The sequence below is a fragment of the Microbacterium sp. NPDC055683 genome (assembly GCF_053617895.1).
On sequence record NZ_JBSHGQ010000002.1, the window covers coordinates 143,351 to 165,532 of the forward strand.

Consider the following 22,182-nt stretch of genomic DNA (forward strand, 5'->3'; position numbering starts at 1 on the left):
GGACGCAACGCGCGAGACGCCGTGGCGGCACCTCATGCAAGGCTCCTTCTCCTGGTCAGGAGGCGAATCACGACGCGACGACGCATGGCGATCGCTGCATCGTGTTCAATAAACGTATGCGATCCTCGGGAGCCGAAATCTCGTCGACGCCGCCAGCGACGGGTCCCGCAGGGCAGATCCTGAGCCGCGCACGATGGCTCTCATAGGCTTGGTGCGAGTCACCGGAGACGCTCGCGACGTGGAACGGCAGCACGAGGTGCTGAATCCGATCTGCGCGTGCGTCTTCGAGGAGGAGTCATCCCGCCGACGTCGGATCGAGAACCGGCCGCAGCTTTTCGCCGCACTGGAACCTCACAGGACTGGCGACCGACTCATCGTCAGGAGGATCAGAGATCTGGCGCAGAGCATGGTCGATGGCTGGGAGGTACTGATCGACCTGATCGAGCACGGCGTCGCGGTCCGAGTTCTCGAAGGCTCCGATGCGGGTGACTACGACGAGCTGACGGACACTCGCGAACTGGTACGCGACATCACCGAGATCAGACGCTCGATTCTGAGCGACAGGATCAAGCGCGGACTGCACGAAGCTCGCGAAGGTGGAGCTGTCGGAGGCCGTCCGCGAGTCGCAGATCGTGCCATGCGAGCCGCGATCTTCAACCAGCGCGACCAGGGGCAGACGCTACGTGCCATCGCTCAGTCGTTCGGCGTTTCAATCGGGACGGTGCACAATGTGCTAAAAGCCGAGAAACCCACAGAGGCATCATCGTGACCCAGCGGAGGTGAGCTGCCATCGCTATCAATGTGCTCCTCAGCCACTCGACGATCCCCATCGATGACGCGGTGTTCACGACGCTCCTCGACAACTCCGTGGCGGGCACATACAAGGGCTACGAACGCGCGCTGCAGACGGGGAGCATCAAGTTCTCCGACCTGGTAGACCTCGCCCGGAAGGGCGACATCCCCTACACGCTGTTCTTCGCGCCGATCGCGCTGGTACGGGAGCAGGTGGAGAAGAAGACGGCCAAGCTCCTCGCGGGCGTCAGCAGGGATACGTTCTCCATCGGTTCGCGCGCCAAGGTGGAGCTCCGCGATGTCGAGCTCATCGTGAAGGATCTCATCCGCAAGCAGCAGCTCCTTCGCAAGCATGACTCGTCGCTGCAGCCGAACACGATCATCGGCCTGCTCCGTGATGACACAGCTTCCGCCGACACCGATGCGGCCGCTCTCATGTCGGCGCTCGACCTCTCGCACGAACGTCTGCGTGCGTGCAGGTCGAAGGAGAAAGCTCTCGACCTGATGATCGAGCGCCTCGAGGCCAACCAGGTGCTGGTCTCGCGCAGCGTCCAGAACTACATGCCACAGCGCCTGGCACATGTGAAGTTCAGCGGGATGACAGTCCGGGACAACAAGGTCCCCTACATCTTCCTCGCTGGCGGCGACCACGGGGACGACCAGGAGCCGGTGGGCCGCACCATCTTCACCCTGGCGCTCATGACGGTGCTCGTGGCGCGACGCATCTTCGCCCCGATGACGTGGGACGGAGGCAGCACCGAGACAGACCCCGGTCGCGAGTACGACATTGCCGGCTCGATGCTCATGCCCGCCGAACGGATGAGAGCGCTGGCACTCACCTCGCTCGATGCCATCAAGGCTGCCTCAGACGAGTTCAAGGTGACGGCGAGTGCCGTCACGGTGCGAGCGATGCGGCTGGGCATGATCGACCCAGAAGCGGCCAGCAACCACCTGGAGCAGCTGCGCGGCGAGTTCAGGAGCCGTCCGAAAGGTGGACCGCGCAGCCCGATCCACCCCGAGAACGCCGTGCGCAAGTACAACGGCAGGGAGCTCACCGTTCGGATGCTGCACGCGCTCGACAACGGGGACATCTCCGCGGGCGAATTCTGCCGATCCATCTGCTTGAACCACCTCAAGCCATCGCGGATCGAAGACCTCCGGAGAGCGGTCCAATGAGCGGCTTCGGACAGCGGTTCGTGATCGATACCAACGCTCTCAGCCAACTCGGCAGGCAACGTCGAGCAGGCAAGTTCTTCCTGGAGAACGCGGTGATCCCCGAAGAGGTCATGCACGAGGCATCCGGGTTTCCTGACATCGCGGCGCTGCGTGACAACGTGCATCCGACCACACCGCGAGTGCTCCATTGGCTCTCGCAGATCATGGCGACCGTCCCGTCCGGAGACACCAGGCTCGTCGACCTATATGCCAACAGAGGCAACGCCGACCCGTTGGTCGTGGCGTGCGCGCTCGAAGGGCAGGAGCACGATAACCAACTACTGCTAAGCCCCGAGTGGGTCGTCGTCACCGCCGACGAGGCTGTTCGGGACAAGGCTCAGGAGTTCGGGCTGATGGTGCTCAGCAACTCCGAGTTCGCTGTGCTCATCGATGGAAACGACGTTGGCGGCTGAGCACCGCGCCTGAGGCTGGCGGATCTACTCCTGCTCGACCGGGAGGCTCGAACACACGGGCATCGTCGCGCATCTGTTCGAGCACGGCGAAGTTGCTCAGCACGATCTCCGGCTCGTAGGTGGTTGTGGGTCTCAGCTGTCGCATCCGGGCTAGCATCTCCTGGTCCGACAAGCTCTCCAGCCATGCCGCGATCTGCTCGGTACCCGGGGCATCGTCCATCTTGCCGATGGTCTCGACCATGTCCCGGCGCACCGCCGCAGCCGCGAGACGGTCGTTGTGGAGCTGCGCGGCTGACACCGTCGACCCTGCAGACAGCGCACTGCGCTCGTCGTCACGGCCGACCGAGATCTCGTACCGAGCAGGCAAGGCCGGTGCCGGCGGTTCGATCCCGGTGATCAGCCGCGGCACTGCCTGAGTCCGTACCCACGTGGCGACTTCGTCGAGCTCCTTCATCAGCACCGGCCAGCGCTCAGTACCGGGCCGGTTGATACCGATGGTCGGGAAGAGCGCGACAGGAATGTGCTGACCTCTGGGGGTCTCCGCGATCACCTCCCCGACCTCCAACGGCACCTCCGGACGGCGCTCGACATCTGCCAACGACGGCGGCGTACGGTCCTCGCGATGAATCGCTGCGAGGCGGACGGCCGTGACCGCCGGCGCTCGGTGTTTCGAGTGGTTCGTGTGCAGCGCTAACAGCGCCATCGGGTGATCATGCGAGCCCACCGTCCGCTGGAACGGTTGGAGCCCCTCGATGCGCTTCATCAACTCACTACCCCGCTGCAGGGCCGGCGGCCCGTTCTTCGCGCGACCCTTCACCCATGCGTCAAACGCATCGTAGGTCTGCGCCGCCGGCATCTCGACGACCTTAGCCGCCTTCTCGTCGAGCGTGCCATCGCGGTACTCAACCTCGGCGAACAGGGTGTGCTCGATCGCATTTCGCAGGACGAGCAGAGCGTCGGCGACCAGGAGGACGACCTTGCGCGGTATCGGCGACATGCTCACCACGACAGTCTGACTGTGGGTGATCATCGGCACCTCTCGCAGCTGGATGATCCCTTCCGGCTGCGTCTGATAGTCGAAGAGGAGGCTTGCGACTTCTCCGATGAGCTCGTCGGCGTGCGCGAGCTCCGCCGCCACGCCGAGATGGTGGTCGGGCAACCATGTGTAACTCGAACTCATCCTCGGTCCTTCTGATCGGCGTTGAATGTGGAGTCCGTACTCCGCCGGCCCTCACGGAAACCGCGGTGAATTGAGAGCGTTCGGCCCGATCTCATGGTATGGATCCCGAGCGGATCGACGGGGTCCGCATGCTGGTCGCCGAGAAGTACTCTTGATTGCGAGAGTTCATACGAAACCGTGCGTCGGTCGGTCTCCGACCGGTCAGGACGAAGACTCATCAGGGCCGAGAGCAAAGCCGCGACCTACCCACGAGACAGCGGAGCCGACCGAGGTGGCAGCATGTGCTCGACGTAGCGATGCACATCGCTCGGATAGTAGACGGGCCCGCTCTCTCCGATCGCGTAGGTCTTCATGAGCATGTGCTCGCGGAAGTCAGCCATGCGGTCGCCGAGGATGCCGGCGAGCTGTTGTTCGGAGTAGCCGAGCTCGCTGTCGGGCTCGGGGAGTAGTCGGCTGTCCATCGCTCTATTTCTCCCGCTCGATCAGTGTCCGCGCACCTCGCGCCCAGCGCCCTGGACCTCGGTGACCACCGCCAATAGTCCCGCGAGCCGCTGTTCGAACCAGCCGACTCAACATCCCGCCTCTTGTCACCTACGAGGGTCGCCAGTCGATCTCACGGCGTACCGCTTCCCCGACGACCTCGGCCACGGCGCTATACCGGTCCCCGAACTCACGCAGCTTCGCGTTGCCGCGGCGCTCCAGATCGTGGCCGGTGAGTCCCTGCAGATCGGTAGGGAGCGTTGAAAGGTGAGCCGAGAGCTCGGTGAGGTCTTTGACCGCGGCACGCACCTGAGGATCACGGACCCTGGCCGTCAGCCGACTTACCTCGACTTCGGCGGCGAGCATCTCTTCACTGAGGCCTTCGGGAAGTTGGGTGTACTTTCCCTCACGCGCCTGCATGTGATCGAAGTGCATCGCTTTGCCTGTCAGGCGAGCCATCTTCTGCAATGCGTCCTGCAGCGACAAGAGCGTATCCCGCTGGAACGCGTGACTCTCGTTTTCCAGCTCGGCAACACGTTCGAAGCGCCGCGACTCGCTCGCACGGAGATGAGTTCTCTCGTCGCGCCGTCGCTCGTTCAGACCAGCGAGCAAGTACCCGCCAAGCGACGCGAAAAGCGTCGCCACGGCGATAACGATCTGAGTCAAAAGTGTCATATCCACGGTGCCACCCGTCCTTACCCCGCCTCAGCTCGTCGACCGCGTCGCGTAGAAGGCCACAGCCGAGTTCGCCGCGACGTTCATCGAATCGACGCCGTCAGCCATCGGGATTGTGACTCGCCGATCGAGCACCCTATCCACCTACGGCTCGAGCCCGTGTCCTTCGGTCCCGAACACCAGCACAAGCTCGATTCCCCGGCTATCGATCTATCCTAAGAGCGCGGCACTGTCGACAGCTTGACGTACTTCGGCGGCCATGCCGAACAGATCGGGGTACATCGTTGCGGGGTTGTACCCGTAGTCCCGTTCAAGGCGGCGACGAATCTCCACCTTCGCTTCTGCCGCGATTCGAAACGTCAGAGTGGGCTCGGCACTTTGCTGCAGAGCTTTTCCGGAGCGATCGACCATCTTGGTGGGGACTGAGGTGGCTCGCCGTACCTCGCCAATGCGCCAGAACTCTCCCGACGTCCCGGGAGCCTTCCGATACTGAGCGTTCCCACCGGCGTAAACCTTCGGCACCCCGGCTAACAAGAAGCCAGACTGCTGAGCAGGGATGCGCTCGTTATAGGACGGTGGCCTCCACAGCAGTGGCAGATCTCTACACCACGGAGTGTTGGTACCTGACTCACGCCAAGGAATGTCGTAAGTGCTCCATTTCTCGTCCAATTGCACGCGGCGATTCGTGACGTCGAACGCGAAGACTCGCCCATCCGCACCGTCAAGCTCACCATACTGCTCCTCGACGGCGAACCAGAGAGCAACCAGCGGACTGAGCGAGACATCAAGCATCCGTGTCGGACCTCTGAAGTGTTGCAGGTTCGCCAGCAACTCCAGATAAGGCATTTGGTCGAAACGCCAGCTCCCCCGCACGAAGTGAGCGATCTTCTCCTCCGCCCGAAGGAGATCGTCTTCCTCTGGTGCCGGCTGTGACTCCGATCGCGCGTCGAGCAATCTCCTGTACAGCCCGCTGTGGAGGCTCCACCGAGCATCGACCTGTCCGCGCCAACCGACGGTGCGCCTCGTCCCTGTCCGCCTGAGGACCGACTCGATCTCACTCAGGGCTGTCTCCCAAGACGTGACCGGACTGCCCTCCCACGGACCGAAGAAGTCTGCCCCTCGCATTCGTTAGGTCCTCTCGCTTTCCTGACACTTTCAACCATGACTACCGCGTCGTATAGAACACCACAGCCGTCGCCGCTGCCACGTTCAGCGAGTCGACGCCATCTGCCATCGGGATCTTCACCCGCAGATCGACTTGCTTGGCCGTCCGAGGTTCCACGCCAGCACCCTCTGTGCCGAAGATCATCGCGATCGCGGGGAGGTCACGCTCAACCAACTCGTCGAGCGTGATCGAGTCGTTCGAGAGGGTGAAAGCCACCGTCGTGTACCCGTCGGCCTTGAGCGTCTCAAGCATCTCCGGCATCTTCGGGCCTCGTGTCCATGGCACGTTGAAGACGTTGCCCATGCTCGTCTTGATGGCCCGACGATAGAGTGGGTCGGCGCAGACTGGAGTGATGAGCACTCCGTCCACACCGAGGGCCGCAGCGTTGCGGAAAGCGCTGCCAACGTTGGCGTGATCGACCAAGTTCTCGAGCACCGCGATCCTTCTTCGCCGGGGCTTCGGCGTGGACTCTTTAGAGCACTCCACGTTGGTGTGGTCGACGATGTCCTCCAGCACGAGCACGGTGCGTGCCCCCGCGAGGACGTCGGCGACGTCGGGCAGCGCGGGTCGGTGCATGGCCGCGAGCATCCCCCTGTGCACGGCGAATCCGGTCACGGCCTCGGCGACGTCGTCGGACACGAGGTACACGGGCACGTCCCGCTCCCCGACGAGACGCTCGACGTCGTCCAGCCATTTCCGCGCCGTGAGCACCGACCGGGGCCTGTGGCCCGCGGCGAGCGCACGCGCGAGCACCTTGGCCGACTCCGCCATGTAGAGCCCCGCGCCCTCCTCTGTGGCACGGCGCAGCGCCACGTCGGTGAGGTCGCGGTAGTCGGCCAGGCGCGCGTCCCCGGCATCCTCGATCTGCTCGATCTGCATCCGCCCATCGTCCCACCCGCGCCGTAACCTCCCCGACAAACGCCCGCCGTAGACTCGGCAGCGAGGAGGCTCCATGGTTCTCACCGACCGGGTCGGCACGCCGGCCGCGGCGCAGATCGGCCGCGCGATCGACGCCCTCGCGGGTCGTCGCGTCGCCGTGCTCACGGGTGCGGGCGTCTCGACCGACTCCGGCATCCCCGACTACCGCGGCGAGGGCGCACCGAAGCGCAATCCGATGACGGCGCAGACCTTCCTCTCCGACGAGGCGGCCCGCCGCCGGTACTGGGTCGGCTCCCACCTCGGATGGCGCGCCTTCGCCGCCGCGCAGCCCAACGCCGGCCACACGGCCCTCGCCGCCCTCGAGCGCGGCGGCGTCGCCTCGGGCGTCGTCACGCAGAACGTCGACGGCCTCCACCTGCGGGCCGGATCGCATCGCGTCGTCGAGCTCCACGGGACCATGCGCCGCGTCCTCTGCACCCAGTGCGGGCAGGTCTTCGACCGGCGCGACGTCGGCGAGCGCGTCGAACGCGACAACCCCTGGATCACCGTGCCCGAGAACGTCGAGCTGGGGCCCGACGGCGACGTCCTGCCGTCGAGCTCCGACGGCTTCGTCGTGCCCGACTGCACGGTGTGCGGCGGCATGCTGAAACCCGACGTGGTCTTCTTCGGGGAGTTCATCCCCGCCGAGAAGTTCCGCGAGGCCGAGCAGCTCGTCGCGACGAGCGACGCACTCCTCGTCGCGGGATCATCGCTCGTGGTGAACTCTGGCATCCGCCTCGTCGAGCGCGCGAGGCGGCGCCGCCTCCCCGTCGTCATCGTCAACCGCGGCGAGACCCGTGCCGACCGCCGTGCGACCGTCAAGGTCGACGCGGGCACGAGCGAGGCGCTGACCGCCTTCGCGTCGGCGCTGCCCTCCCTCCGCTGACGCCGCGTCTCCGCATGCGGAGACGCGGCAAGGGGGCCGCGCACACGGCCGGGGCGCAGACGCGACGTCGTAGGCTCGTGGGGTGACCGTCATCGCCCTCGTCCGCCACGGACAGACCGACTGGAACCTGCTCGGCCGCGTACAGGGCCGCACCGACATCCCCCTCAACGACACCGGGCGCGCGCAGGCGCGCGAGGCCGCGGTCGGGCTCTCCGAGGGCGGCTACGAGGCCATCGCGGCGAGCCCTCTGTCACGGGCGCGCGAGACCGCCGACATCATCGCGGACGCCCTCGGGCTCGAGCCTCCCGCCCTCTACGACGGGCTCGTCGAGCGCGACTACGCCTCCGCGGAGGGGATGACCGCCGACGACCTCTGGGAGCGACGCCGCCGCGCCATGGGGCCCGACGCCGAACCCGACGAGGCGGTCGCGACGCGCGCCATCGCCGCGCTCAGGCACGCCGCGGCGGCGCACGCCGAAGCCGGCCGGACGGGTCCGCTCATCGCCGTCGCGCACGGCGCCCTCATCCGCGTGCTCATCGCCGTCGCGTCGGATGGCGCGTTCCCCCTCCCCGGTGAGCGCGTCGAGAACGGATCGCACCACCTCTTCGAGCTGGACGACGACGGCGTCCTGTCGCTGCGGTCGTACTCCGCCACACCGGCGGACGCCTAGACCCCCCCGGGACGCGGGGCGGTGATCCGAGCCGCCGCCTCAGCCGAGGCTCGCGACGAACGCCTCGAGACCCATGCCGTAGTCGATCCGCACGCGCGGCAGCGCGAGCTTGTCGGCGCCGGGGCGCACGAGGCCGGGCTCGATCGTGACCGCCATGTCGAAGCCCGCGTCCGCGACGCCCTGCTTCGACCGCTCGTCGTAGTGCCCGAACGGGTAGGCGATCACCTCGCTCGCCCCGAGCACATCCGCCGACGTGCGCAGGTCCGCCGCGATCTCCTCCGCCGTCCAGTTGACCATCCGGCCGCGTCCGTCCGCACCGGGATCGTGCATGTCGTGCGTGTGCGAGCGCTGCAGCACGTACGGCGACGGCGTCGCCTCCGACCTCCACTTCGTGATGACGAACGAGGTCGCGAGCACGTGATGCGCGTCGAGAACGGGGACGGCGAGGTCGAACCACGAGGAGTGCGCGTCGTCGTCCGTCACGATCGCCGACTTCTCGGGGAGCACGAGCTCTCTGTCGATGAAGGCCGACAGCTCGGGCCAGCTCGGCAGGTAGTAGCCCTCGTCCGCGAGATAGGCCATGTGCGCCTCGAAGTCGCCCGCGTACGCCCAGTTGAGCCGCAGCGGATCGTCCACGCCCTCCGGCCGATCGGTGAACTGGTGGTACATGAGGATGGGCACGCCCACGTCGAGCCCTGCCGCCTCCTCGGGAGTCGCCCACGCACCGTGGAGCACGAGCCGGCCGTCGTCGCCGCATGCCACCGCATCGGCGATGTTGACGCGGGCCGCGGAGTCGCGGCGCGCTGCGGCCTCCGGGTCGCCGTACCAGCCGGCGAAGACGGCGCCCTCGCGGCGCGGAAGGGGCAGCTCCGCGAAGAGGGATCCGTCCGACTGCAGCACGGGCGGGACATCGGCGCCGTCGAACGAGACGGCGCACGCGGCGGGGTCCTCTGTGGAGGCGAGCAGCGCCTCCACGGCGTCGGGCGCCGGCTCCTCCGGTGCGTCGGCCGATGCGGCGGGCGCCGTCGGCTCGGGCGGCGCCTGGTCGGCCGCGCAGCCGGACAGACCGAGCACCGTGACGAGGACCAGGGCGAGCAGGGGACGTGCGGCGGGCGCGCGGCGGGAAGGGCTCATGACCCGACCAGGATATCGAGACGCGCAGTCGGTTCCGCGCCGACGCGGCCAGCGAGCCACGTCGCGCAATCGATCCGATAACGACTGAGCAGGATGCGCAATCGCTGGCCGCCGCGCGTGTTAGCGTCTGACTCTATGGCCACCCTCGATCACGTCGACCTCGAGCTGCTCGCCGCACTCTCGGAGGACCCGCGCGCGACCGTCGTCGCCCTCGCAGAGCGGCTGCGCCTCTCGCGCAACACGGTGCAGGCCCGCATGGCCCGTCTCGAGCGCGCGGGCGTCTTCCACTCGTTCGAGCGCGCGATCTCCACCGAGGTGCTCGGCTTCCCGCTGCAGGCGTTCCTGTCGATCGGCGTCCGCCAGCCCCAGCTCCCCGTCATCACCGACGAGCTGCGCCGCATCCCCGAGGTCGTCCAGGTCTACGGCGTGAGCGGGCAGGTCGACCTCCTCGCCCTCGTGGCGTGCCGAGATGCCCGCCACCTGTTCGACGTCGACGCGCGCATCCTGTCGGTCGACGGCGTCGAGCGCACGGAGACCTCGCTCGTCATGAGCGAGGCCATCCCCTACCGCGTCACGGGGCTCATGGAGCTCGCCCGCCGCGAGCGCTGATCACCCCTCGGCGAGGAAGTCGCGGATGGCCGCGGCCGCCTCGGCGGGCTTCTCGTAGTGGATGAGGTGCCCGACCCCGGTGATCTCGACCAGCCGGGCGTCGGGGAACAGGCCGCGGAGCGTCCGCTCGGCCTCGATGGGCGTGATGTCGTCACGGTCGGCCGCGATGAGGAGGGTCGGCTGCGCGACGGCCGGCGCGGAGGCGCGCACGTCGTGCGACACGCTCGTGACGAAGGCGTCGCGCAGCGCGTCGCGGTCGGCGAAGCCGGAGAAGTAGCGGTCGTGCTGATCGTGGATCCAGCGCCGCAGCGCACGGTCGTGCGTCTTCGCCATCGCGATGCTCATGACCCGCACGATGGCGGGATGGCGGAGGATCGCGGTCCCGAGCTTCTCGGGAAGGCGGGCCCCGGCGTCGTAGTAGAGCACGGCGAGGCGTGTGAGCAGACCGCGCGGCCCCTCCAGCGCCGGCGCGCCGATGGGGTTCACGAGCACGAGGCGGGGCGTCGGGAGACCGCGGGCGACGGCCGCGGCCGCCACGATGGATCCGAACGAGTGGCCCAGCACGACGGCACCGGGCGCGACCTCTGCCGCGAAGGCCGTCAGCCACTCGGCGAACGCGTCGAGGTCGAGGGTCCGTCCCGGAAGCGGCGGCGTCTCGCCGAACCCCGGCAGGTCGGGCATGACGACGCGGATGCCGGGAAGATGCGCGACGACCGGCTCGAGCCCGTGGTGGTCGCCGCGGAAGCCGTGCACCGCGAGGATCGTCGTCTCGGCGTCAGGGGGGCCGTAGGTCCAGAACGCCGTCGGCGTGCCGAGCACGTCGATCTCGGCGCGGACGACGGGGATGCGCGAGAGCTGCTCGGCATACGGGGAGGCGACGGGCACCGACCGAGTCTAAGGGCGCGTCCTGGACGCGCCCGGGGTGGCTCCGCGCGATTGTCGGGAGCGCGCCCTACATTCGCTGTATGGCGACATCATGGCCGGATCCGCCGCCCCTGTTCTCCGTCGATGACGCGGGCGAGCGCCCCACCTGGTTCGGACGCCCCGCGTCCTCCCGGCCCACGCGCGCCGCGCGCCCGGCTCCCGCCGCGCTCGATCTCGTCTTCGAGGAGCCGCCCTCGGGCGGGCTCGCCCGACTGGGGGTGTTCGACCTCGAGACGACGGGAGTGGACGTCGAGGCCGACCGCATCGTCACGGCGTACGTGGGCCTTCTCGCCGCCGACGGCTCCGTCGTCCGCGAACGCCACTGGATGGCCGACCCCGGCATCGACATCCCGGAAGGAGCGACGGCCGTGCACGGCATCACGACGGCGCGCGCCAGGGCCGAGGGCCGACCGGCGGCAGAGGTCGTCGCCGAGGTCGTCACGGCGCTGCGCGAGATCTTCGCGGAGGGCGCGCCCGTCGTCGCCTACAACGCGCCGTTCGACTTCTCGATGCTCAAGCACGAGGCCGTGCGGCACGGTGTCGAGGCCATCGCATCGCCCGCCCCGGTCATCGACCCGCTCGTCGTCGACAAGACGTGGGATCGCTACCGGAAGGGGAAGCGCACGCTCGAGATCGTCGCCGCGCACTACGGCGTGGCGCTCGAAGGCGCCCACGACGCATCGGCCGACGCCGTGGCGGCGGGCCGTCTGGCGCTCGCCATCGCGGAGCGGTACGCCGACCTCATGCCCGACGACGTCGGCGAGCTCCACGCGCGTCAGGTCGGATGGGCGCGCGAGCAGGCGGCGAGCCTCACGGAGTACTTCGTGCGCATCGGCCGCATCGACGCGAGCGAGGCGCTCGACGGCAGCTGGCCCATCCGCTGACGGTCAGGACGCCGAACGCGCGTCCCAATCGTCCCAGCGGTCCATGAGCAGCTGCACGGCCGCATGGAACTTGGCCGTCGCGGCCCCCGGTGCCGTGTCGCCGAAGTAGTGGCCCACCCAGTGCGCCAGGCGCTTCGTCGCCTCGGGGTCTGCGCGCACGCGGTCGACCTCGTCGACGATGCGCCGGGCGGCCTCCGGCTCGAGCCACTCGCACGCCGACAGGTACCCGCCCTCGTCGATCTCGGCCGCATGGTCGGCGGGGCGCGTGATGAGCAGCGGCTTCCCCGCGGCGAGCCGGTCGTAGACCATCGCGGAGATGTCGACGATCGCGACGTCGGCGGCGGCGAGCTGCCATCCGAGCTCCGGCCGGTCGTCGTAGACGTGCTGCGCCGACGGGTCCTGCTCGTTGGCCGCGCGGATGGCCTGGATGATGCGCTGGTTGGCTTCGCCGAACGCCGCGTCGACGACGCCGCTGCGCGGATGCGGGCGGTAGACGACTCGGTGGCGTCCCGTCGCGAGGAGCGCCGCCACGAGCTCGACGCCGTGCGAGAGGACGGAGCCGTAGTGCGCGGCGGGACGGTCGCCCTCCCACGTCGGCGCGTACAGCACGACCGTGCGCTCGTCGGGCGTGTAGGGCAGCGCGCCGGAGTAGTGGTCGGCCTGGGGGCGCCCGATCTCGATCGTGCGCCGGTCGACGTCGTAGTCCCACAGCACCCGCGTCAGGCGGTCGCGGGCGGCCTGACCGGCTACGAGCGCGTAGTCGTACGCCTTGTACTGGTTCGTCGTCATGTACATCTTGTCGGACTCGCCGTGGTTGATGAACACGTGCCAGCGACGGCCGTACCGGAACATCTGGAAGTTGCGCGTGTTCTGGTTGACGTAGAGCACGACGCGGATGTCCTGCGACTCGAGGAAGCGCTCTACGCTCAGCACGCTCGGCACGAAGGTCACGGGGAGGGCGCCGTCATCCAGGAGCGCACGGGCCCCGAGGGCGTTGCGCGCCATGACGACGACGGGCCACGTCTCCGAGAGCTCCTGCAGCGGCCGGTACCACTGCCGCATCTGGTACATGTTGACGTCGCCGTCGGCGAAGTACACCGCGATCCGGAAGCGGTGCGGCGTCAGCGGACGGGACGCGAACGCCCGCGCGGTGCGCTTCTGCAGCATGCGGGATGCGAGCGCCTTCCGCAGGAGACCGAACGACTTCCTCGCTTCACGCACCGCACCCACGCCTCCAGGCTACCCGCGGGCCGCGGCGGCCCCGGCATGGGATGATCGTCGAATGCGTAACGATCCTCCCGCGGGCCCGCGCGCGCCCCGGAGGGATGCGCCGCCCGCGGCGCCGGGCGTCTCCTTCGTCATGCCGGTGCTCAACGAGATCGACTACCTGCGGCGCGCCGTCGAGAGCACGCTCGCACAGGAGGTCGACGGGCCCGTCGAGCTCGTCCTCGCCCTGGGGCCGTCGACCGACGGCACGACCGAGCTCGCGCGCGCCCTCGCGGTCGACGACCCGCGCATCGTCCTCGTCGACAACCCGGCCGCCGACATCCCGGTGGGACTCAACGCGGCCATCCGCGCCAGCCGGCATCCGACGGTCATCCGCGTCGACGCTCACTCCGAGCTGTCACCCGGGTACGCCGCGCGTGCGCTCGCGACACTCGAGCGCACGCGCGCCGGCAACGTCGGCGGCATCATGCGGGCGGACGGCCGTACGCCCTTCCAGCGAGCCGCCGCATGGGCGTACAACTCCCCCATCGGCCTCGGCGGCGGCGCGTATCACGGCGGGTCGCGCGAGGCGGAGGCGGAGTCGGCGTACCTCGGCGTGATGCGCCGCGCCGTCCTCGACGACATCGGGCTCTTCGACGAGACCGTGCGCCGCGGGGAGGACTGGGAGCTCAACCTCCGCATCCGCTCGGCGGGCTACCGCGTGTGGTTCGACCCCGCCCTCTCGGTCACCTACTGGCCGCGGGAGAGCTGGGCACGCCTCGCGCGCCAGTTCCGCGCGACCGGCCGCTGGCGCGGGGAACTCTTCCGCCGCTTCGGACGGCGCAACTCCCTCAAGTACTTCGCCCCGCCCGTCCTCCTCGTCGTCCTGGCGCTCGCCGCCGTCGTCGGCGTGCTGCAGGCGACGGGCGTGCTCGCGGGAGCGGCGGCGGCCCTCGCGTCCCTCGTCTACCTGCCGGTCGCGGCCTACGCCCTGCTCGTCGCGGGCGTCGCCCTCACGGCGCGCGGCCCTCGACCGTTCGGGGCGAGGGAGCGCGTGTGGCTCGCCGCCGTGCTCCCGACCATGCACCTCTCGTGGGGGGCGGGGTTCGTCGTCGGCGCGATGCGCGGCGCCGACGACACGGTCGACACGTCGCGCCTGTCCGGTCGCAACACCCCGCTTCCCTGACGCCCGCCGTCAGGCGCCGGGGATCATCCCCTGGTCCAGGAGGCGGGAGACGACGCGCTCGGCCGCGCGGCCGTCCTCCCGTGCGTTGAATCGGCGCCGCCACGCCTCGTACCTGCCGGCGTAGGCCGCGGGGTCCGCTGCGAGCGCGGCAATGAGCTCCTCGACGTTCCGGACGACGGGGCCCGGCGCCCGGCGCTCGAGGTCGAAGTAGAAGCCTCGCAGCTCGCCCCGGTAGTGCTCGAGATCCGGGGCGAGGAAGTACATCGGCTTCCCCGTGACGCTGAAGTCGAACATGATCGACGAGTAGTCGGTCACGAGCTCGTCGGCGGCGAGCAGCAGCTCCGCCGTGTCGGGGTACGCCGTGACGTCGATGACGCGCGGACCCTCGAGATCGTGTCCGGGGATGAGGGTGCGGGAGTGCCCGCGGACGAGCACGACGGCGTCGACGTCGACAGCGAGGCGGGCGGGGTCGAGGTAGTCGACGATCCGCTCGCGGTCGTCGCGCCACGTCGGCGCGTACAGGACGACGCGCTCCCCCTCGCGGATGCCCAGCCGCCGGCGGACGGCGGCCGCGTCGCCCGTCACGAGCGCGTCGTTGCGGGGATACCCCTCCACCCAGACGGGGCGCCGGAGGAACGCGTACGCCCGCGAGAGGATGCCCGCCGCATACGGGTTCTGGGCGAGGAGCACATCCCAGCGGCGCGACTCCTTGACGATCGCGCCCCAGCGACGCGGCGCGAAGCCGCGGCGATGCAGCGCGAGCCGCTTGAGCGGCGTGCCGTGCCAGGTCTGGAGGACGCGCTGGCCCGGACGGCGCGCGAAGGTCCTGCGCAGCCAGTCGTTCACGACGAGCAGGCGCGAGACGCTGCGGGCGCGCCACCACTCCGGGCTCCCCTCGACGACCGCGATGGCACCGTCCGGCACGGCCACGGAGAGGTCGACGACGCTCCAGTAGCGCACCACCTGCGGCGCGCGGCGGGCCAGCTCGCGGTCGATCGCGAGCGGATTGCAGCTCGCGTTGCGCCCGTAGAAACTCTCGAAGAAGACGGCGTCCTCGAGCGGCGCCGTGTGCGAGATGTACCGTCGCTCGAGCGCGCCCTGCGCCTCCGGCTCGTCGTAGACCGGGTCGACAGGCGGTCCGACCCGCAGCCGTCCGCCCTCGAGCCCCGCACGCAGGCCCGGCAGCAGCCGCACCGGGAGGGTCGTCGGCACGTCGACGCCGTCGATCGAGACGCGGTACTCGCCGGACGGGAGCGGCAGCTCCTCGCCGCCCCATCGCGCCGCGGTGAGGGGGAACCGCGCCTTCCAGGTGCGGCCGCGTCCGGTCATCCGCGCCGACACCCGCACGCGGGCCCCTTCCAGGACGGCGGACGCGGGGCGCTCGCCTTCGCCCTCCACGACGAGGAGCGGGCCGTCCGGCTCGAACCGGGCAGTCGTCATGGTCTTCCTCTCCTGCGCGCGGCGCGCGCCTGGATGGCCGCGTAGACGCGGCGGGCGTTCCCTCCATCGCGGAAGGCGTGCACGCGTGCGCTCAGTCTCGCAGACCGCTCAGCGCCCTCCGCGAGCAGCGCCGGGTCGCCGAGGACCGCGTCCAGCCGCGCGAGCGCGTCCGCCCACGTGCGCGCCGCATCGTCGCCGGCGGCGTCCTCGTACCGCCCGTAGAAGCCGCGACGCGCACGGTACTCCTCCAGGTCGGGCGCGAGCGCGATCACGGGGAGCGGCACGAGACCCGCGTCGTACAGGAGCGACGAGTAGTCGGTGACGAGCGCGTCGACGCCGGGGAGCGCAGCCGTGACGTCCCGCAGCCGATCGGCGCCGAGATCGCGCACGCGGTCGGTGGGGAACGGAGGGGCGTACGAGCCGGCGCCGAGGCGGTGCGAGCGGACCAGCAGGAGGGCGTCGCGGCGGTCGAGCATGTCGACGATCGCCCGCCACTCCCCCGTCGACGGCACAGCCGGATCGGGCGCGCCGTCGCGCCAGGTGGGGGCGTAGAGGACAAGGCGCGTCGTCGAGCGGAACCCTCCGGCGACGCGGGCGAGGAGCACGCGCGCCTCGCGCCTCCGGTCGCCGGGGTCGCCCGCGCTCAGCACGTCCACGCGAGGCTCGCCCGTCACCACGATGCGGTCGTCCGGCAGCCCGAACGCCGATTCGAGCCGCCCGCGCACCAGGTGGGAGGCCGCGGGGAGGAGCGCGATGCGTCGCTGCGCCGCGCGGTAGAGCAGGCGGATGGCGCCGCGGACGAGCGGGACGTCGGGCAGCGCGCCCGTGCGGAGGGTCTCCGCGGAATCGAGCCCGATCCGCTTCAGCGGGATACCGTGCCACAGCTGCACGAGGAGGCCGCCCGAGACGGCGTAGGGGTTGACGTCGCCCGTGCCGAAGCCGACGACGAGCACGCCAGCGCGCGCCGTCTCCCAGTACCCGCGCCATGACGACCGGCGCACGACGCGGAGGCCGGCGGCACGCGCATCGCGGGCCTCGTCCGCGGTCGCGGCGACCCAGACCGTCCGCCGCCCGTCGGAGGCCGCGATCCTCTGCACCGCGAGCGGGCCGTCCCCGACGCCCGCCCCGCAGCCGAAGGCCCACGTCGAGCCGCGCGGGATGACGAGGGTGCCGAGGCGGCCGAGGGCGTACAGCGGGATGCGGGCGATCTTGGCCGCGTTGCCCGCACCGAACGAGAAGGACGCCACCCCACGAGCGTACTCGTGCGGCGGCGTCCTCCTCGTCGTCCCGCCCCGTCCGGACGGGACGACGGTCACTCGAGCGTGCCGAGCGTCACCGTCGCGGTGCGCTCCTCGCCGTCGCGGACGAAGGTCACGGTGGCCTCGCTGCCCGCAGCGGCGGCGCGCACCTGGGCGGTGAGGTCGATCGCGTCGTTGACGGACGCCCCGTTGAACGCGGTGACGATGTCGCCCGCCTCGAGTCCGGCGGCCTCCGCCGCGCCGCCCGACACGACGTCGGCGATGTAGGCGCCCGTGATCGTCGCGCCCTCGACCTGGCTCGATGGCTGCACGCTCGCGCCCAGCAGGCCGTGCGTCGCGGCGCCGGTCTCGATGATCTCGTCCGTGACGCGCTGGACCACGTTCGACGGGATGGCGAAGCCGACGCCGATCGATCCGGACTCCTCGGAGCTCGAGGTCGCGGTCGCGATGGCGACGTTGACGCCGATGAGCCTGCCCTCGCTGTCGACGAGCGCGCCGCCGGAGTTCCCGGGGTTGATGGCCGCGTCGGTCTGGATGACGGAGATCGCGATCGACTCCGTGGCCGTCTGCTGCTCCTCCTGGCCGGGGATGTCGAAGTACCACGGGCTGGACTCGTCGCCCTGGCCGTCGTCGCCCTCCGTGCTGTCGCCTTCCGGCGCCGCGGACGAGGCGATCTCGATGCTGCGGTTGAGGGCGCTGACGATGCCCGTCGTGACGGTGTTGGCGAGCCCCAGCGGGGCGCCGACCGCGACGGTCGTGGCGCCGACGTTCAGCTCCGACGAGTCGGCGAACTCGATCGGCGTCAGGTCGCTCGCGCCGTCCAGCTTGATGACGGCGAGGTCGTACGTCGGGTCGGTACCGACGACGGTCGCGTCGTAGATGCGGCCGTCGCTCGTCGTCACGCGGATGGCGGCGTCGCTCTCGGCGCCACCGAGGGTCACGACGTGCGTGTTCGTCACGACGTAGCCGTCGTCGCTCAGCACGACGCCCGAGCCGCTGCCCGATGCCGACGCGCCCGAGACCTCGATGGTGACCACGCTGGGCAGCACCTCGGTCGCGACGGCCGTGGCCTCGTTGACCGACCCGGGGTTGTTCACGGTGATGCTGGAGGGAGAGCCGCCCGAGGAGGACGCGACGGTGGTGGAGCCGCCCCACAGCGCGTTGCCCGCCCACGAGCCGCCGAATCCGGCGGCTCCGCCGACGAGGGCCGCGGCAAGGATGGCCGCCGCCACGCGACCGGAGCCCTTCTTCCGCTCCTTCACGGGGGCGGGCGCCCACGCGTAGTGCTGGCCGTAGGGCTGCGTCTCGCCGTCGCGAGGGAGCGGCGCCGTCGGCTGGGTGTCGGCCGCCGGCCCGAAGGCCGCGCCCGGCAGGGACGAAGCGGGCTGCTGCGGCGCGGCGCCGTAGCCCGTCGGCGGCGCGGGCCGCGGCGGGATGCTCGTCGGGTTCGGGTACGGGTACGCGGCGGGCGCGGCCTGCGCGCGGGCCGCGGGGTCCTGAGGGGTCTGGTCCGGGGTTTCGCCGGAACGCTGGTCGTCCATGGGTGCTCCTTCTTCCACGTCCCCCTCAGAGTGTTCCCGCAGCCTGTGCGCTTCCTATGTCGCGGGTATGGCCGCTCCGTGACTTCCCGGACCGGTACCCTGACCGGGTGCGAGACATCCCGGGCGCCTGGAGGCGGACAGCTGGAGGGGCGGGGCTCCTGGGAGCCGACGGGGCCGTCGCCCCCACGATCTTCGCAGAGATGTCGGCTCTCGCGGCCTCGACGGGCGCGATCAACCTCGGTCAGGGCTTCCCCGACGAGGACGGGCCGGCCGAGGTGCTCGAGGCCGCCCGTGCCGCGATCGCCGCGGGGGCGAACCAGTACCCGCCGGGGCGCGGCCTCCCCGACCTCCTCGAGGCCGTCGCCGAGCATCAGGCGCGGCACTACGGCATCCGCCTCGACCCCGGCAGCGAGATCCTCGTGACGGCGGGCGCGACGGAGGCGATCGCGGCCACGCTGCTCGCGCTGTGCGATGGGCCGGACGACGAGGTCGTCGTCTTCGAACCGCACTACGACGCGTACGCCGCGTGCGTGGCTCTCGCCGGGGCGAGGCTGCGGACGGTGCCGCTGCGGTGGCCGGACTTCCAGCCCGACCTCGACGAGCTCGCGCACGCCGTGACGGACCGCACGCGGATCATCCTCGTGAACGACCCGCACAACCCGACGGGCGCCGTCTTCTCCGCCGCCGTGCGCGAGGAGATCGTGCGGCTCGCCCACCGCCACGACGCGTTCATCGTCACCGACGAGGTCTACGAGCACCTCGTCTTCGACGCCCCGCACACGCCGATCGCGACGCTGCCCGGTGCGGCCGAGCGCACACTGTCGATCTCGTCCGGCGGCAAGACGTTCCGCACCACCGGGTGGAAGATCGGATGGCTGTCGGGCCCCGCCGACCTCGTCACGGCGGTGCTCGCCGTCAAGCAGTTCCTGACGTACGTCGGGGGCGCGCCGTTCCAGCCCGCCATCGCGACGGGCCTGCGGCTGCCGGAGTCCTTCTTCACGGGCATCGCCGACGACATGCGCGCCAAACGCGACGTGCTCGGCGCGGGACTGCGCGCCGCCGGGTTCGGCGTCTCGACGCCCAGAGGGTCGTACTTCACGGTCGCCGACGCGGCGCCGCTCGGCGCGGTCGACGCGCGGGCCTTCTGCCTCGCGCTCGCGGACCGCGCAGGGGTGGTGGCCATCCCCCTCACGGCGTTCGCCGCGCCTGAGCGTCGGACGCCCTACGCGACGCTCGTCCGCTTCGCGGCCTGCAAGCGGATGGATGTCCTCGAGGAGGCGGCCCTGCGGCTCGCGGCGCTGTGAGCGCTCAGCGCGGTGCGACCCGGTACCGGCGCAGCGCGAGGGCGGGGTTCACCCGGCGCACGTTCTCGACGACGGCCGCATCGGCGAACGCGACCGCGACGTCGGTCGCCGTGCCGACGCTCGCGATCGCCGTCCCCTGCGGGTCGACGACGAGCGAGTTGCCCACCGCGAGCGGGGGCGTATGGTCGGCGGCCGCGAGGTACATCGTGTTCTCGATGGCGCGCGCCGTCGCGAGCGTGCGCCAGTGATGCTCCTTGAGCGACCCGCGCACCCACTGGGCGGGGACGAGCGCGACGTGCACGCCGGCATCGGCGAGCACGCGGGCCGACTCGGGGAAGCGCAGGTCGTAGCAGGTCATGAGCCCGAACCGCAGCCCCTCGACGTCGAACGTCTCGGGAGCGGACAGGTCGCCGGCCTCCACCCAGTCGGACTCCCGCTGGCCGAAGGCGTCGTACAGGTGCGCCTTCCGGTAGACCGCCCGGACGCCCGACGCGTCGACGGCGATGACGGCGTTGCGCACCCGGCGGCCGTCGGTGCGCTCCAGCAGCCCCGCGACGACGATCGCGCCGGTCTCCTCCGCGACCGCGCGCAGGTGCGACGAGAACGGACCGTCGAGATCCTCGGCGTGCACGGCGAGCGTCGCGTCGAAGGGGTCGACGAAGTACGAGGAGTACTCCGGGAGCACCACGACGTCGGCGCGGCGCTCCACCGCCGTGCGCACGAGGTCCGCCACGGCCTCCCGGTTGGCGTGAGCGTCCGCTCCGGGTGAGAACTGGGCGACGGCGACTCCGACCTGCGGCATGCCGCCAGCCTAGCGGCGCGCGCGCAGCGCGAGCGGCACGGCGACCCACAGCACGACCACGAGGACGCCGAGCGCACCGCCCGCCGTCCACGCCGCCTGCTCCCCCACGACGACGTCGAAGACGAACGCGAGGACGCCCACGAGGAGCGCCGAGACGACCGCCATCGCCGTCACGAGCGCGATGTGCCCGACCCGCACGATGAGGCCCTTGCGTCCTTCGCGGAAGAGCACGCGATGCAGGGCGACGGGTGCGAGCGCGATGACGGCGCTCACAGCCGACAGGACGACGAGCACGAGGTAGAGCACGCGCTGCGCGTCGTCGAGGTCGGCGAACGCCGGCTGGAAGGCCAGGGCGAGGAGGAAGCCCGTGAGGATCTGCGTGCCCGTCTGCAGCACGCGCAGCTCCTGCAGCACGTCGGTCCAGTTCCTGTCATACCGCTCCGCCTCGGATTCGCCGGGCCGCAGTCCCTCCGCCGCACTCATGCGGCCATCCTCCCGCGCCACGCCCGGGTTCACCATCCGGACGCCTCGATTCGACGCGGCGGCCATCCCGGGTTAAGCTGGAGGAGTGGCGCGGGGTGGAGCAGTTCGGTAGCTCGCTGGGCTCATAACCCAGAGGTCGCAGGTTCAAATCCTGTCCCCGCAACAAGGAGAAGGCCCGGATCCTCGGATCCGGGCCTTCTGCGTTCCCCCGCCGATTCGACACACGCCGGTTCCCGTGCTAGTGTTGTCCCTTGTGCCGCGGGGTGGAGCAGTTCGGTAGCTCGCTGGGCTCATAACCCAGAGGTCGCAGGTTCAAATCCTGTCCCCGCAACAAGAAGAAGGCCCGGATCCTCGGATCCGGGCCTTTCCCATTGCCTAAGCGAGAGCGACCTCCGTTCTCACTCTCCCTTGGCTCATCGGCGAGCGGTTCGACGGGCGGCGCGCCGCCGGCTAGGAGCAGCGTGAGCGCCAGCGCCCCGCTCTCCGCCGCAGCCCCTGCCTGCGTGGAACATCAACACGGCGAGTCTCTTGATCGACGCTGGTGCTGTCGAGGCTCGCCCCGGTCTCCATTCGGGTCGAGACTCCCACGATGACGCCGCAGCAGGTGGCCGACGAGCTCGGCATCTCGCGCACGACGGTTGGCCGCCGCATCGAGGTCGGCGAACCGCGCTTCCCCCAAGCGCGAGAACCACAACCTCATCGCGGCTCCGGACCCTTCACGGGTCGCAGCCGCTCACCAACCTCCGCTCCCTCGAGCACGTCCGGACGAATCAGTACAGCAGCGCCGAGGATCTCGATGCCCAGCAGATGACCTCCTGCGTCGAAGTCGAGGATGATCTCGCCGCCGTGCGGGCCGGCGATGCCTGCGATCTGCCGCACGGCCTCGCCGGAGCCGGGACCTGGTCCCACCGGGATGTACGCCGCGTCTGCCTCGGAGTCGAACCGAACGCTCATACCAATGACGCTAAGGCAAAAGGGAAGCCCGGAGGCTTCACCGCTCAAGTCGGGAGAGGCCA

The 22,182-nt window shown here is 70.2% G+C and carries 23 protein-coding genes, 2 tRNA genes and 1 pseudogene; 11 read left to right on the forward strand and 15 right to left on the reverse strand.

What is annotated here, in order from left to right; genetic code table 11:
- The first annotated feature begins 193 nt into the window (after positions 1-193).
- The 3 genes from ACWGPF_RS01720 (at position 194) to ACWGPF_RS01730 (ending at position 2,420) form a co-directional block, all read left to right on the forward strand.
- Complete coding sequence (locus ACWGPF_RS01720; protein WP_452331169.1) at positions 194-769, forward strand: recombinase family protein; 576 nt, start codon at positions 194-196, stop codon at positions 767-769.
- A gap of 71 nt (positions 770-840) precedes the next feature.
- Entirely contained in the window at positions 841-1,968 is a 1,128-nt protein-coding gene (locus tag ACWGPF_RS01725) for a hypothetical protein (RefSeq protein ID WP_452331170.1), read from the forward strand.
- Entirely contained in the window at positions 1,965-2,420 is a 456-nt protein-coding gene (locus ACWGPF_RS01730; RefSeq protein ID WP_452331171.1) for a hypothetical protein, read from the forward strand. The genes ACWGPF_RS01725 and ACWGPF_RS01730 overlap by 4 nt, the downstream gene beginning before the upstream one ends.
- Here ACWGPF_RS01730 and ACWGPF_RS01735 read toward each other — a convergent pair.
- The 6 genes and pseudogenes from ACWGPF_RS01735 to ACWGPF_RS01760 form a co-directional block, all read right to left on the reverse strand.
- The gene (locus tag ACWGPF_RS01735) at positions 2,392-3,600 is read right to left on the reverse strand and encodes a hypothetical protein (protein ID WP_452331172.1); all 1,209 of its coding nucleotides are present in this window, start codon (positions 3,598-3,600) and stop codon (positions 2,392-2,394) included. The two genes, ACWGPF_RS01730 and ACWGPF_RS01735, sit on opposite strands and share 29 nt — an antisense overlap.
- 242 nt (positions 3,601-3,842) lie before the next feature.
- Positions 3,843-4,061, reverse strand: a complete 219-nt coding sequence (locus ACWGPF_RS01740; RefSeq protein ID WP_452331173.1) for a hypothetical protein — start codon at positions 4,059-4,061, stop codon at positions 3,843-3,845.
- 130 nt (positions 4,062-4,191) lie between these two features.
- The gene (locus tag ACWGPF_RS01745) at positions 4,192-4,761 is read right to left on the reverse strand and encodes a hypothetical protein (protein WP_452331174.1); all 570 of its coding nucleotides are present in this window, start codon (positions 4,759-4,761) and stop codon (positions 4,192-4,194) included.
- Positions 4,762-4,785: 24 nt separating this feature from the next.
- Positions 4,786-4,944 (reverse strand): annotated as a pseudogene (locus tag ACWGPF_RS01750) (TrmH family RNA methyltransferase); the annotation flags it as partial.
- A 21-nt stretch (positions 4,945-4,965) separates the two neighbouring features.
- On the reverse strand, positions 4,966-5,880 hold the full coding sequence (locus tag ACWGPF_RS01755; protein WP_452331175.1) for an FRG domain-containing protein: 915 nt from the start codon (positions 5,878-5,880) through the stop codon (positions 4,966-4,968).
- Between the two features lie 40 nt (positions 5,881-5,920).
- Positions 5,921-6,799, reverse strand: coding sequence for a TrmH family RNA methyltransferase (locus tag ACWGPF_RS01760; RefSeq protein ID WP_452331176.1), 879 nt, complete (start codon positions 6,797-6,799; stop codon positions 5,921-5,923).
- Between the two features lie 73 nt (positions 6,800-6,872).
- Between ACWGPF_RS01760 and ACWGPF_RS01765 the strand changes: the two genes are divergently transcribed.
- Together ACWGPF_RS01765 and ACWGPF_RS01770 are read left to right on the forward strand one after the other, a co-directional pair.
- A complete protein-coding gene (locus ACWGPF_RS01765) occupies positions 6,873-7,724 on the forward strand; it encodes a Sir2 family NAD-dependent protein deacetylase (protein ID WP_452331177.1) in 852 nt (283 codons plus the stop codon).
- Positions 7,725-7,806: 82 nt separating this feature from the next.
- Entirely contained in the window at positions 7,807-8,394 is a 588-nt protein-coding gene (locus ACWGPF_RS01770; RefSeq protein ID WP_452331178.1) for a histidine phosphatase family protein, read from the forward strand.
- 39 nt (positions 8,395-8,433) lie between these two features.
- Here ACWGPF_RS01770 and ACWGPF_RS01775 read toward each other — a convergent pair whose 3' ends face one another.
- Entirely contained in the window at positions 8,434-9,528 is a 1,095-nt protein-coding gene (locus tag ACWGPF_RS01775; RefSeq protein ID WP_452331179.1) for a polysaccharide deacetylase family protein, read from the reverse strand.
- 135 nt (positions 9,529-9,663) lie between these two features.
- Here ACWGPF_RS01775 and ACWGPF_RS01780 point away from each other — a divergent pair, with 135 nt between their 5' ends.
- Positions 9,664-10,137: an Lrp/AsnC family transcriptional regulator gene (locus tag ACWGPF_RS01780; RefSeq protein WP_345436180.1), complete on the forward strand. Its 474-nt coding sequence runs from the start codon at positions 9,664-9,666 to the stop codon at positions 10,135-10,137.
- On the opposite strand, the gene ACWGPF_RS01785 is transcribed toward ACWGPF_RS01780, so the two are convergent.
- Positions 10,138-11,022, reverse strand: coding sequence for an alpha/beta fold hydrolase (locus ACWGPF_RS01785; RefSeq protein ID WP_452331180.1), 885 nt, complete (start codon positions 11,020-11,022; stop codon positions 10,138-10,140).
- Positions 11,023-11,102: 80 nt separating this feature from the next.
- On the opposite strand from ACWGPF_RS01785, the gene ACWGPF_RS01790 reads away from it, so the two are divergent.
- Positions 11,103-11,945 carry an exonuclease domain-containing protein gene (locus tag ACWGPF_RS01790; RefSeq protein WP_452331181.1) on the forward strand — a complete coding sequence of 281 codons (843 nt, stop codon included), beginning with the start codon at positions 11,103-11,105 and terminating at the stop codon, positions 11,943-11,945.
- A gap of 3 nt (positions 11,946-11,948) precedes the next feature.
- Here ACWGPF_RS01790 and ACWGPF_RS01795 read toward each other — a convergent pair whose 3' ends face one another.
- Positions 11,949-13,175, reverse strand: coding sequence for a CDP-glycerol glycerophosphotransferase family protein (locus ACWGPF_RS01795; protein ID WP_452331182.1), 1,227 nt, complete (start codon positions 13,173-13,175; stop codon positions 11,949-11,951).
- 52 nt (positions 13,176-13,227) lie between these two features.
- On the opposite strand from ACWGPF_RS01795, the gene ACWGPF_RS01800 reads away from it, so the two are divergent.
- Positions 13,228-14,337, forward strand: coding sequence for a glycosyltransferase family 2 protein (locus ACWGPF_RS01800; RefSeq protein ID WP_452331183.1), 1,110 nt, complete (start codon positions 13,228-13,230; stop codon positions 14,335-14,337).
- Positions 14,338-14,346: 9 nt separating this feature from the next.
- Here ACWGPF_RS01800 and ACWGPF_RS01805 read toward each other — a convergent pair whose 3' ends face one another.
- The 3 genes from ACWGPF_RS01805 to ACWGPF_RS01815 all read right to left on the reverse strand — a co-directional run bounded on the left by ACWGPF_RS01805 (position 14,347) and on the right by ACWGPF_RS01815 (position 18,577).
- Positions 14,347-15,777 (reverse strand): CDP-glycerol glycerophosphotransferase family protein, encoded by a 1,431-nt coding sequence (locus tag ACWGPF_RS01805; protein WP_452331184.1) that lies wholly within the window; start codon positions 15,775-15,777, stop codon positions 14,347-14,349.
- Complete coding sequence (locus ACWGPF_RS01810; RefSeq protein ID WP_452331185.1) at positions 15,774-17,024, reverse strand: CDP-glycerol glycerophosphotransferase family protein; 1,251 nt, start codon at positions 17,022-17,024, stop codon at positions 15,774-15,776. Before ACWGPF_RS01810 ends, ACWGPF_RS01805 begins: the two co-directional genes overlap by 4 nt.
- Positions 17,025-17,089: 65 nt before the next feature.
- Positions 17,090-18,577, reverse strand: coding sequence for a S1C family serine protease (locus ACWGPF_RS01815; protein ID WP_452331186.1), 1,488 nt, complete (start codon positions 18,575-18,577; stop codon positions 17,090-17,092).
- A gap of 107 nt (positions 18,578-18,684) precedes the next feature.
- Between ACWGPF_RS01815 and ACWGPF_RS01820 the strand changes: the two genes are divergently transcribed.
- Positions 18,685-19,881: an aminotransferase class I/II-fold pyridoxal phosphate-dependent enzyme gene (locus ACWGPF_RS01820; protein WP_452331187.1), complete on the forward strand. Its 1,197-nt coding sequence runs from the start codon at positions 18,685-18,687 to the stop codon at positions 19,879-19,881.
- Positions 19,882-19,885: 4 nt separating this feature from the next.
- Here the strand turns inward: ACWGPF_RS01820 and ACWGPF_RS01825 are convergent, their stop codons facing one another.
- Together ACWGPF_RS01825 and ACWGPF_RS01830 are read right to left on the reverse strand one after the other, a co-directional pair.
- Positions 19,886-20,683 carry a carbon-nitrogen hydrolase family protein gene (locus ACWGPF_RS01825; RefSeq protein ID WP_452331188.1) on the reverse strand — a complete coding sequence of 266 codons (798 nt, stop codon included), beginning with the start codon at positions 20,681-20,683 and terminating at the stop codon, positions 19,886-19,888.
- A gap of 9 nt (positions 20,684-20,692) precedes the next feature.
- Positions 20,693-21,166 carry a DUF6328 family protein gene (locus ACWGPF_RS01830; RefSeq protein WP_452331189.1) on the reverse strand — a complete coding sequence of 158 codons (474 nt, stop codon included), beginning with the start codon at positions 21,164-21,166 and terminating at the stop codon, positions 20,693-20,695.
- Positions 21,167-21,255: 89 nt separating this feature from the next.
- On the opposite strand from ACWGPF_RS01830, the gene ACWGPF_RS01835 reads away from it, so the two are divergent.
- Positions 21,256-21,329, forward strand: a tRNA-Met gene (locus ACWGPF_RS01835).
- Positions 21,330-21,423: 94 nt separating this feature from the next.
- Positions 21,424-21,497, forward strand: a tRNA-Met gene (locus tag ACWGPF_RS01840).
- 365 nt (positions 21,498-21,862) lie between these two features.
- Here ACWGPF_RS01840 and ACWGPF_RS01845 read toward each other — a convergent pair.
- Positions 21,863-22,120 carry a DUF2283 domain-containing protein gene (locus ACWGPF_RS01845; RefSeq protein ID WP_452331190.1) on the reverse strand — a complete coding sequence of 86 codons (258 nt, stop codon included), beginning with the start codon at positions 22,118-22,120 and terminating at the stop codon, positions 21,863-21,865.
- Positions 22,121-22,182: the final 62 nt, after the last annotated feature.